The organism is Streptomyces soli (genome assembly GCF_003999195.1).
Lineage (GTDB): Bacteria > Actinomycetota > Actinomycetes > Streptomycetales > Streptomycetaceae > Actinacidiphila > Actinacidiphila soli.
The window spans coordinates 1-8298 of sequence record NZ_RJVR01000241.1; the positions used below are offsets into that span (position 1 = coordinate 1).

At 67.7% G+C, this 8298-nt stretch carries 6 protein-coding genes and 5 pseudogenes; 4 read left to right on the forward strand and 7 right to left on the reverse strand.

All coding sequences use genetic code 11. The features are described 5' to 3' along the window. Positions 1–292: 292 nt before the first annotated feature. The 3 genes and pseudogenes from lepB to EFK10_RS53800 all read left to right on the forward strand — a co-directional run. Positions 293–889: a signal peptidase I gene (lepB, locus tag EFK10_RS24345; RefSeq protein WP_127357771.1), complete on the forward strand. Its 597-nt coding sequence runs from the start codon at positions 293–295 to the stop codon at positions 887–889. A gap of 66 nt (positions 890–955) precedes the next feature. Next, positions 956–1198 (forward strand): annotated as a pseudogene (locus EFK10_RS24350) (alpha/beta fold hydrolase); the annotation flags it as partial. 279 nt (positions 1199–1477) lie between these two features. Then, positions 1478–1942 (forward strand): annotated as a pseudogene (locus tag EFK10_RS53800) (SCO2400 family protein); the annotation flags it as partial. 248 nt (positions 1943–2190) lie between these two features. Here the strand turns inward: EFK10_RS53800 and EFK10_RS52240 are convergent. The 4 genes and pseudogenes from EFK10_RS52240 to EFK10_RS53430 all read right to left on the reverse strand — a co-directional run bounded on the left by EFK10_RS52240 (position 2191) and on the right by EFK10_RS53430 (position 5025). Next, positions 2191–2319: a hypothetical protein gene (locus tag EFK10_RS52240; protein ID WP_265737553.1), complete on the reverse strand. Its 129-nt coding sequence runs from the start codon at positions 2317–2319 to the stop codon at positions 2191–2193. 77 nt (positions 2320–2396) lie between these two features. After that, a pseudogene (locus tag EFK10_RS50800) lies at positions 2397–2603 on the reverse strand (serine hydrolase); the annotation flags it as partial. 162 nt (positions 2604–2765) lie between these two features. Beyond that, entirely contained in the window at positions 2766–4238 is a 1473-nt protein-coding gene (locus EFK10_RS24360; protein ID WP_127357773.1) for an AAA family ATPase, read from the reverse strand. Next, positions 4187–5025, reverse strand: a pseudogene (locus EFK10_RS53430) (ATP-grasp domain-containing protein). The gene EFK10_RS24360 and the pseudogene EFK10_RS53430 overlap by 52 nt, the downstream one beginning before the upstream one ends. A gap of 95 nt (positions 5026–5120) precedes the next feature. Here EFK10_RS53430 and EFK10_RS24370 point away from each other — a divergent pair. Continuing rightward, positions 5121–5346 (forward strand): annotated as a pseudogene (locus EFK10_RS24370) (hydroxymethylbilane synthase); the annotation flags it as partial. 10 nt (positions 5347–5356) lie between these two features. On the opposite strand, the gene EFK10_RS24375 reads toward EFK10_RS24370, so the two are convergent. From EFK10_RS24375 to EFK10_RS24385, 3 genes are all read right to left on the reverse strand, one after another. Continuing rightward, on the reverse strand, positions 5357–5764 hold the full coding sequence (locus EFK10_RS24375) for a thiol-disulfide oxidoreductase DCC family protein (protein ID WP_127357774.1): 408 nt from the start codon (positions 5762–5764) through the stop codon (positions 5357–5359). Further along, a complete protein-coding gene (locus EFK10_RS24380; protein ID WP_127357775.1) occupies positions 5761–6924 on the reverse strand; it encodes an HTTM domain-containing protein in 1164 nt (387 codons plus the stop codon). The genes EFK10_RS24375 and EFK10_RS24380 overlap by 4 nt, the downstream gene beginning before the upstream one ends. Positions 6925–7061: 137 nt before the next feature. Further along, positions 7062–7961: a DUF5819 family protein gene (locus tag EFK10_RS24385; protein ID WP_127357776.1), complete on the reverse strand. Its 900-nt coding sequence runs from the start codon at positions 7959–7961 to the stop codon at positions 7062–7064. Between the last annotated feature and the right edge of the window lie 337 nt (positions 7962–8298).

Genomic DNA, 8298 nt, shown 5'->3' on the forward strand with positions numbered 1-8298 from the left:
GGGGAACGGACACCCCCTCGACCGCGCCAGCAGCAGTCACCTCGCCCGCCTCGAACTCGCCCTCACAGCATGACAATTACGAATTAGCCACCAAGATCTCGCCGTCGCCGGGGAACGCCTGGGGAATGTGCGGCCCACTGACGCCCAGACTATTGCTGCGACCGGGAAGGTTCCCCGGATTCACGGATGTGAGGGGGGTGCGGGGGTCGGCGACGGTGATCGGTAGCCTCTCCGCACACGGATTTCGGGAGGAAGCATGGGGCGGGCTGGGCGACGGCGATTCGCTGCCTGGATGTTGGGGCCGGTTGGGCTGATCCTGCTGGTGTGGCCTCTTGTACTCGTCAGGACTGGCTATACGGCGATCACGGTCGTGAGCAGGGCCATGGAACCGACCTATTCCGTCGGCGACCGTGTCCTGCTCGAGCGGATCGACGCGAGTGAGGTACGGCGGGGCGACGTGGTGCTGTATCAGACGCCGGATCGCTACCAGGGTGCGGCGGTGCTGCAACGTGTGATCGGCGTTGGTGGCGACCGAGTCGCGGAGCGGTCCGGTGCACCGGTGACGGTGAACGGGAAGCCGCTGGCCGAGCCATATGTCAAGGGCGGTGATCCGTCCGGCATGGCGCCTCCGTACGACGTGGTGGTTCCTGCGCGGCGGCTCTTCCTGCTCGGCGACCACCGCGCGGACTCCAACGACTCCCGCTACTTCCTCAGCGAGCAGTCGGGTACGGTCGCGGCCACCGCGGTCCAGGCACGGGTCCTCGATGACCGTACCGGCCTCCTCGAGCTGGCACTGACCGCGCTGCTCGGCTTCCTCCTGACCATCACCGCGCTCGTGTTGGGGATCACCGCTCGGGTCGCACGGCGGCGAAGCTCGCTACTGCTGTGACCGGGTTGGTTCACCGGGTTGTCATGCGTACGTCCTGACTGATCGCCAGTCCCCAGTGCGGTGACCGCGTTGGTGCGTGGGCGGGCGGAACGCCCTGACTACTGCGAGCTGCTGACCAAGGCGACGGTCCCCGTGCTGGTCGTGGTCGGCGTGGATGACGAGTACACCCCGGTGAGCGACGCCGAGTTCATGCACCGGCAGCGGCCGGACTCCACCCTTGCCGTCATCGAGGGCTCGGCCCACATGCCCAACCTGGAGCGCCCGGCCGAGTTCAACGCCGCACTGGCCGAGTTCCTGGGCGCGCTGTAGGACCAGCTGGGCTTCGGCACCCTGGCGTACGCCAAGTGACGTGACCGGAGCGAACGATCGGTGCCGGCCGGGTGGGCTTCCTGGCCTGCCTTGCCGGCATCGGCTCGCCGCAGTCAGATTCCTACTTCATAGGCCGGCCAATAAATCTACCCACAAGCCTTACACAGAGTGCCCAATATTTTCGGCAGGCGCCGATAGCGTTATTGATCGCTCCATCCCGTGCGAAAGAACCAGGCTGCCAGTGTCCCTGGCGGCGCAGTCAGCACAGAAGGACCGCAGATGGAATACTGCTCCTCATGCCTTCGGCCCATCAACGGGTGGCTGGTGTGTCCGGGATGCGGCGCATACGCCCCCAGCATCGCCCCGCCTGCCCGCGCCGACCACACCACGGCGGTGACTCCCACAGCAACGAGTGATGGGTACCGCCCGGAGAAGTTCTCCTCCTGGGCGCCGTACTCCGGCGCTCTTCCCCCCGAATCCGCACCGGTTGGCACCGGCGCTCTCGGCCTCGCCCTCGGGGACTCGTCGGTGGACGGACCGGGTGCGGACTCGCCCAGCGGGGCGGGATACGCGGGATACGAGGCCGGCCCCTGGCAGGGCCGGGCGGCACGGCGGCGGCAGATGGCGCATTGGAAGAAGCACCGGCGCCGGGCCGCGGCCGCCACCGCCGTCGCGCTCATCGGCGGCGGCCTGACCATTGCCGCGGTGCAGAACGCATCCACCACCGGCTCCCCAACGGCGGGCTCGGCGCCTGAGTCACTGGCTCCGGTCGCTGACCCAACCTCGGCCGTGCCGAGCCTTCCCGTTGCCTGGCAGACCAGTACTCGCGCATCCGCAACGCCGAGCACCCAACCGACCACTCCCCGGGCGGTGCGCTCCACCGCGACCACGCACCCGCAGCCGGACGCAGTGACCACGACGCGGGCCACCAGGGTGTCCAGCCCGTCGCCGAGCACCACACCCCCGGCAACCTACGGGGCAGACACTTCCTCCTACACACCCAGCACCATGACCTCGCATACCAGCGCGCCTGCGTCCGCCACCTCATCACCCGCCACCGCGACTACGAAGCCGAGCCCCACACCGTCGACGACGTCGCCGACGCGCCTGTGCCTCCTCATACTGTGTGTCGGCTGACTCTGTCGCTCTGTCGTAGGAAGCCGTTGATGTTCCTAAGGTGACTGCGCATCGGCGCCGATCAGGTGAGTGCAGCGGCCACCAGCGCTGCGGTCCTGGCGACCAGCGGTTCATCCGCTGAGGCGGCGGCGTCCCGTTGAGTGGAGAGGACGGCCAGCACGATCGGGCCGCGGCCGGGCGGCCAAGCGATGCCCACGTCGTTGGTGGTGCCGTAGCTGCCGGTGCCGGTCTTGTCCGCGACGGTCCAGTCCTCCGGAAGGCCGGCGCGGCATCCTGGCGGACGTCGCCAAGCGCGGTCGTCGATCTCGAACCACGGATTGCTTTGCACGCAGTGACCGTAAAGCGGAGGGGCCTTCGCGTCACCTGGATTACTCCCACAACTGGCAGCCACTTGGTGTGAACAGCGGTTCTCCCCCGGCCATCGCTTGCGTCACGCTTGGCCGTACAGCGTTGGTAAGCCAATCAGTTGGATGCCGGCGGAGCTTATGGCGGCGGTGCGTGCCTTGTCGTTGAAGCCTGCTCCACTGAAGCAGAGCAACTGGGTGTGGGTGGTGTCGTAGCGTCCGGCCTGGGTGATGAGGTCGCGGATGTGCTGGAGTCGTTCGATGTGGGCGATGCCCATGGTGTCGTTCCACTTGGCTTCGCCGATCGCCAGCAGCGGGGGCTTGGTGCCGTCAGCGATGCCGATGACCGCTACGTCGACCTCGTGGCCGGTGCGGGCCTTGGGGTCGTGGACGACGCCGTGGCCGACGCGGGCGGGCAGGCCGCCGAGCAGGTCGGGGTCGGCGTGGTGCAGGGCCCAGTCGCGGCAGACCTGCTCGAAGCGGGGGCCGAGGACGTTGCTGACGTAGCGGCGGCGGCTTGCCTGCCAGACACGGGCGGCGCTGCCGGGGCGCTCCAACTGGTCCCATACCGGGCGCATGATGGCGTGGTAGAAGCCGATCAGGGGTTCGGCGATGCGATAGGTGGGCCGGTTGTCGCGGAAGGCGTCGGCGTCCCGGTGGAGCAGCCCGGCGTCTTCGAGGACGTTGATCGGGTGGGCGACGTCGGTGGCCTTGCGTTCCAGGTAGCCTGCAATGCCTCCGCGCGTGGCGTTGCCGTCGGCGACGGCCGCCAGGACGGACAGGTACAGGGCCGTGTCGCGCAGATCCGGTTCCTCGGCCAGCAGGTAGCGGGCCTCCCGGAACAGGGGTGTCTCGGGATTGAGGACGGTCCGGACGACCCAGTCGTCGAAGTCCTCCGCCCCGGATGGGCTGTCACCCCGGGCGAACTCACGCCGATAGGCGGGCGTGCCTCCGACGATCGCATTGACCTGGAGGGCCAGACGGGCGTCCGCAATGTTCCAGAACTCGGCGGCGAGACGGTGGTCGAGGGGGCGTACGACAAGCTCCAGTCCCGCCCGACCGCGCAGCGGTGCGTTGCCTGACAGCAGTCGGCCCATGAACGACAGGGCCGAGCCGCACAGCAGTAGTCGCGCACGGGAGCGGGTGCGCTGCTCACGCAGCGGACGGAACGCCTCCTGGATGACGGAGGGCAGCTCCGGGTTGGCCTTGGCGAGGTACGGGAACTCGTCGATCACGACCGGCACCGGCTGCTCAGCCCCGAGGGCAAGAAGCGCATCGACAACCTCCGCCCAGTGGGCGAAGTGGAAGGGGCTGGCGGGCTGAACATGGGCGGTGAGGGCAGCGCTGATCCGGCGCAGCGACTCCGCATCAGCGGCCTCCGTTGCCCCGAAGTAGAAGCCGCCTGCGGCACGGCAGGCGGCGTCCAGCAGGAAGGTCTTGCCCTGGCGGCGTCGGCCGGAGACCACACCGAGGGTTGCGCCGGGCTGCGGGTCAGTGATGAACCGTGTCAGTGCCGACCACTCGAAATCGCGGTCGAACATCTCAGCAGGCTTGTCCACGTGCCACTCCTCCATGGGCGCCAATATAGAAGCACGTATCTATAAAACGTACTCCTATATCTCTGGGCATGCCGCCGACGCGCGCAAGAACGGGGGTTCACCAGGGGAACCCGGTTACCCGGACCGGCTGCGCGCAGGACGACGGCCAGCACGGCATCGATCCGGGCCGCGTAGCTGTGGGAGAACCAGGGCATGTTGGCCTCCACCACGGCCCAGCGCTCGTGGCCGGTGTCGGGGTCCTGGGCGAGGCCGACATCGACAGTGACCGCGCTGGGCAGGGACTCCCCAACCGTGGCAAGGAGCCGATCGGCGAACCGGCGGACCTCCCGTTCACGCGGATCCCTGTCGAGCGGCGCGGTGTCCAGCCGCCCGTAGACCGCGTGCCGGCTCCCGGAAACGATCCGCCTGTCGAGCACAACTGCCGGTACTCGACAGCGAAGGTCACCACATCGGAGACCAGGACCGGGGTAGCCGGGCCCACGCCTTCCCCTGTGCGGGGAAGCCGTGACCCGTCGGCATACACCTCAGCAGGAAACGACTTGTCGCTCGGCGGCTCGACGAACACCGGGCGACGCAAGGTCCACGTCTCCGAGAGGGTGGTCAGCTCGATCCACCGTCCCGTGAACCCCTCCGGCAACCGCGCCAACCAGCCATCCGACGGCTCCAGCAACCCCAGACCCAGCCCGCCCGCGACTCGGTCGGCAGCCAACGGCCCCGCGTACCAGTGCACCACCCGGCCCACCAGGCCGTCCGGCGCCTGCCCGGCCGTGAGCGCCCGGACCTCCATGCCGCGCCGGGCCGCCGCACCCGCGAGCAGTCCGATCGTACTGGTCTGCTGCCCCGAGGTCAGAAGGACCGCTGCCCGGCCGCCGCCGGTCGCCCATGGCCCTGGCCCAGGTGGAGCGGGTTCGCGCCGAACTGGCCGCGCTGCGGCCGGAGATCCGTACGGAGGTCGTGCCCGTCACCACCTCCGGCGACCGCTGGATGGGCGACCTGGCCCGGCTCGGCGGCAAGGGCGCGTTCACCAAGGAGGTCGACGCGGCACTGCTGGCCGGCGAGGCCGACCTGGCCGTGCACTGCGTCAAGGACGTACCCGCCGACCGCAGGCCGGGCGGCGATCAGAGCGTCATGCCCGGTCTGCGGTCGGCGGGCAGCATGCAGGCCGCTGTGCCGCCCGGCATCCGCTCGCGGTTGTTCGCGATGAGTCTGTAGGTGCCGTGAGCAAGCCATCGTAGGGGGGGCAGGACCAGCAGAGCGCCCAGGAGGGCCCACCCTCTGCCGGCGTTCAGCAGGAGCCTGGCGACGGCCTGGGAACCGCCGTGAACCGTGCCTGTGGGAGTAATCCACAGCACTTCGTACTCCGCCCGCTGCTGCGTGACACCAAACGAGCCCAGATCAGCGAACTGCCAGGGGATCGCCTTGCAGTCGGGCCGGATACGGCGCTCGGCGAACCTCACGGAGGTCGTGCAGAAAGCACAGTCACCGTCATAGACAAGGATCGGTGGCCGACCGGGTTCCGGGTTCATCGGGCGGTCACGAATCCATCGGCTGAGTCCCTGCGAGCGTGCGTTCCGCGCCGTTTCCGCAGCCGCTTGGCAAGGCCGGTCGAGTGGCTGCCTGTCCAGATGAGAAAAGCGGTGGGCAGGAAGACCGCGTCGCTGACGATCATGGCCAGTGACAGGAAGGGAATGCCCAGGAGAACCGCGATCCCCACATGCTCGAGCATCATCACCACCAGCAGCACATTCTTGACCCTCCGGTACATGAGCGTGAACGGGAAGGAAATCTGCATGATGACCGTCCCATAACAGAGCAGGAAGATCACCAGCATGTTCGCCGTGAGGAGATCATTAAGCCAGGGCCACGGCCGGAAGAGGTCGACGTGCATCGCGTAGTACACGGCGCTGCCGTCCTGCCACTTGGACCCTTGGCTCTTGTACAGGCCGGCTGAGCCGTAGATGAAGCAGACCTGCACGGCGATCACTAGCATCGCGCAGTTGTGCAGCATGGCTGAGCCGCTGTCCAGCATTGAGCGAGCCGCGTGCCGGGGGAACCACCGGTGCGCGGCGAACCACAGACCCTGGAAGCTCCACATCACCCAGAAGACTCCGAGCCAGCCTGCCCAGTTGACGGTAGACATCCACAGGAGCGGCAGCCCGAGCGCCAGCCACATAACCACACCGGCCCGGTCGTGTCCGGGCTCGCGCGCGTGCAGCCGACGGCGACGCGCGTCCAGCGAACAGACCTGTCCACATCGAGTGAATGCCAGGTAGATCGCCATGATGCGGATGATCCTGTCACCGGCGTCACCGACGAAGGGGCTGTGGTTTTCCAACGAGAGCACCCCCACCAGGAAAAGCACCGCTGTGGCCCGGGTCCGCCAGCCCAGCATCAGCAGAACGGCTGCCGCGATCGCCCCGTGGTAGATGAGTTCGAACCACCACCGCCCACCCGACCACGCCAGCACGGTGAACGAGTGGGTCTCGGTGGCAAATGCCTTGGCGATGTCGAACGACCAGGGACTGAGGTCGCCGTACAGCACCCGGCGGTTCGGCCATTCCCGGAGTAGGTAGAACGCGAAGAAGAAACCGTATCCGATCCGGATGGTGGCGGCCTGGTACGGGGAGTGGGTGCGGCTGGCGAAGGCGACGAACCGCGCGACCCGGTCGGCGATTCGGCCGCCCACGGACACAGGTGTGGTGAGTACCGGTCCGGACGGTGGCCGGGAAACGGAAACGGGGGGCGATCCGGGGCCGGTGACGCTGTCCACAGGAGGATGGGGCGCCGGAACGGCAGCCTTCTTCGTCGCGGAGTGGTCGATATTCACGTCACAGCCCCCTGGTAAAGCTTTTCGTTCACCGGCGACCACGGCAGCACCCGGTAATCGGTGTTGTCCGAGGCAGGCTGCCCGGTCCACTTGGGAGGGGCCACCGAATTCGTGCGGCTGGCGAGCTGGACACCGACGATCCGCTCGCCGTTCCATTCCCGCCCGAAGTGCTGGAGCGCGATCCGCGCCAGGTATTCGGCGGAGAGCGCACCGCGCCTGCCGTTGATGTTCTCCTCTTTCTGATTGTGCGAGCTCACGTAATATTCCCAGGCACGGCAGAGCACGTTCTGGTCCAGATGGCTGGGGAGCGGGTTGTGTCTGATGGCCTCGAGATGCGGGGCGGAAAGGTTGACCCATTCCGAGGTATGGCGGGCACCGTCATACCCTGCGGTCTGCACTCGAGCGCCGATCGCGATATTCTGCGCGATCGGGTTCGGGGCGAACATCTTCCAGTTCTGCTCGAATTCGGGATAGATGTAGCCGTTGATCTGCTGCTGGTACTTGTTCGTCACTGAACTTGCCGGCGAGAGAGTAAGGAACACCATCGCGATGTGCCACAACGCTGCGCCGAGCAGTACGACAGCGGTCGCCGTCAGCACCACCAGGGAAGGGGTGGACCAGGTACGCGTGGTGCCATCCAGCACCTCCGGTCGGATCACGTAACCGGCGCCAACGGCCACTCCGCCGTGCGGCGGCGACACGTTGGACGTCTCGCCGGACTCCCGGGTCCCGCCGCCCGCGGCACCGGATGCCCGGGGAGGACACACCGCGGGCATATGCCTCCGTGCCTCCCCTTGTCCCGTGCCTGAGCCGCCTAGCGGACCCTCGTCGGCGCGATGTGCGTCGGAGCCCCCGCGCGGCGGATAATTGCCACTGGTCTTCGTGGACTGCTCCATGATGCTCCTTGTGCTCTGCGGCTCGTACGGCCCGGTGATCCCCGCCCAGGCCGCACGAGCCGCCCCGGCGCGCCTCCACTTGCACCAGCGCCGGTCTGCCGCTTCGACTCTGCGGGCTTCCCGACGTCACCGTGCCTGACGTGACGTCGGGTTCCACCGTTCACCTTTCGGACGACCTCCGGAATCAGGTTGCGTCACCCGGTTGCGGTTGCCGATCCGATCATTACGGTCAGTCGTCCCCGTTGCTGTTGCCGTTGCTGTTGCCGTTGCTGTTGCCGTTGCTGTTGCCGTTGCTGTTGCCGTTGCTGTTGCCGTTGCTGTTGCCGTTGCTGTTGCC

Bases quoted from the DNA above. Each gene is read 5' to 3' on its own strand.
- lepB (WP_127357771.1), top strand. From the start codon at position 293: ATGTTGGGGCCGGTTGGGCTGATCCTGCTGGTGTGGCCTCTTGTACTC.
- EFK10_RS52240 (WP_265737553.1), bottom strand. From the start codon at position 2,319: ATGAGGAGGCACAGGCGCGTCGGCGACGTCGTCGACGGTGTGGGGCTC.
- EFK10_RS24375 (WP_127357774.1), bottom strand. From the start codon at position 5,764: ATGAACCCGGAACCCGGTCGGCCACCGATCCTTGTCTATGACGGTGAC.
- EFK10_RS24385 (WP_127357776.1), bottom strand. From the start codon at position 7,961: ATGGAGCAGTCCACGAAGACCAGTGGCAATTATCCGCCGCGCGGGGGC.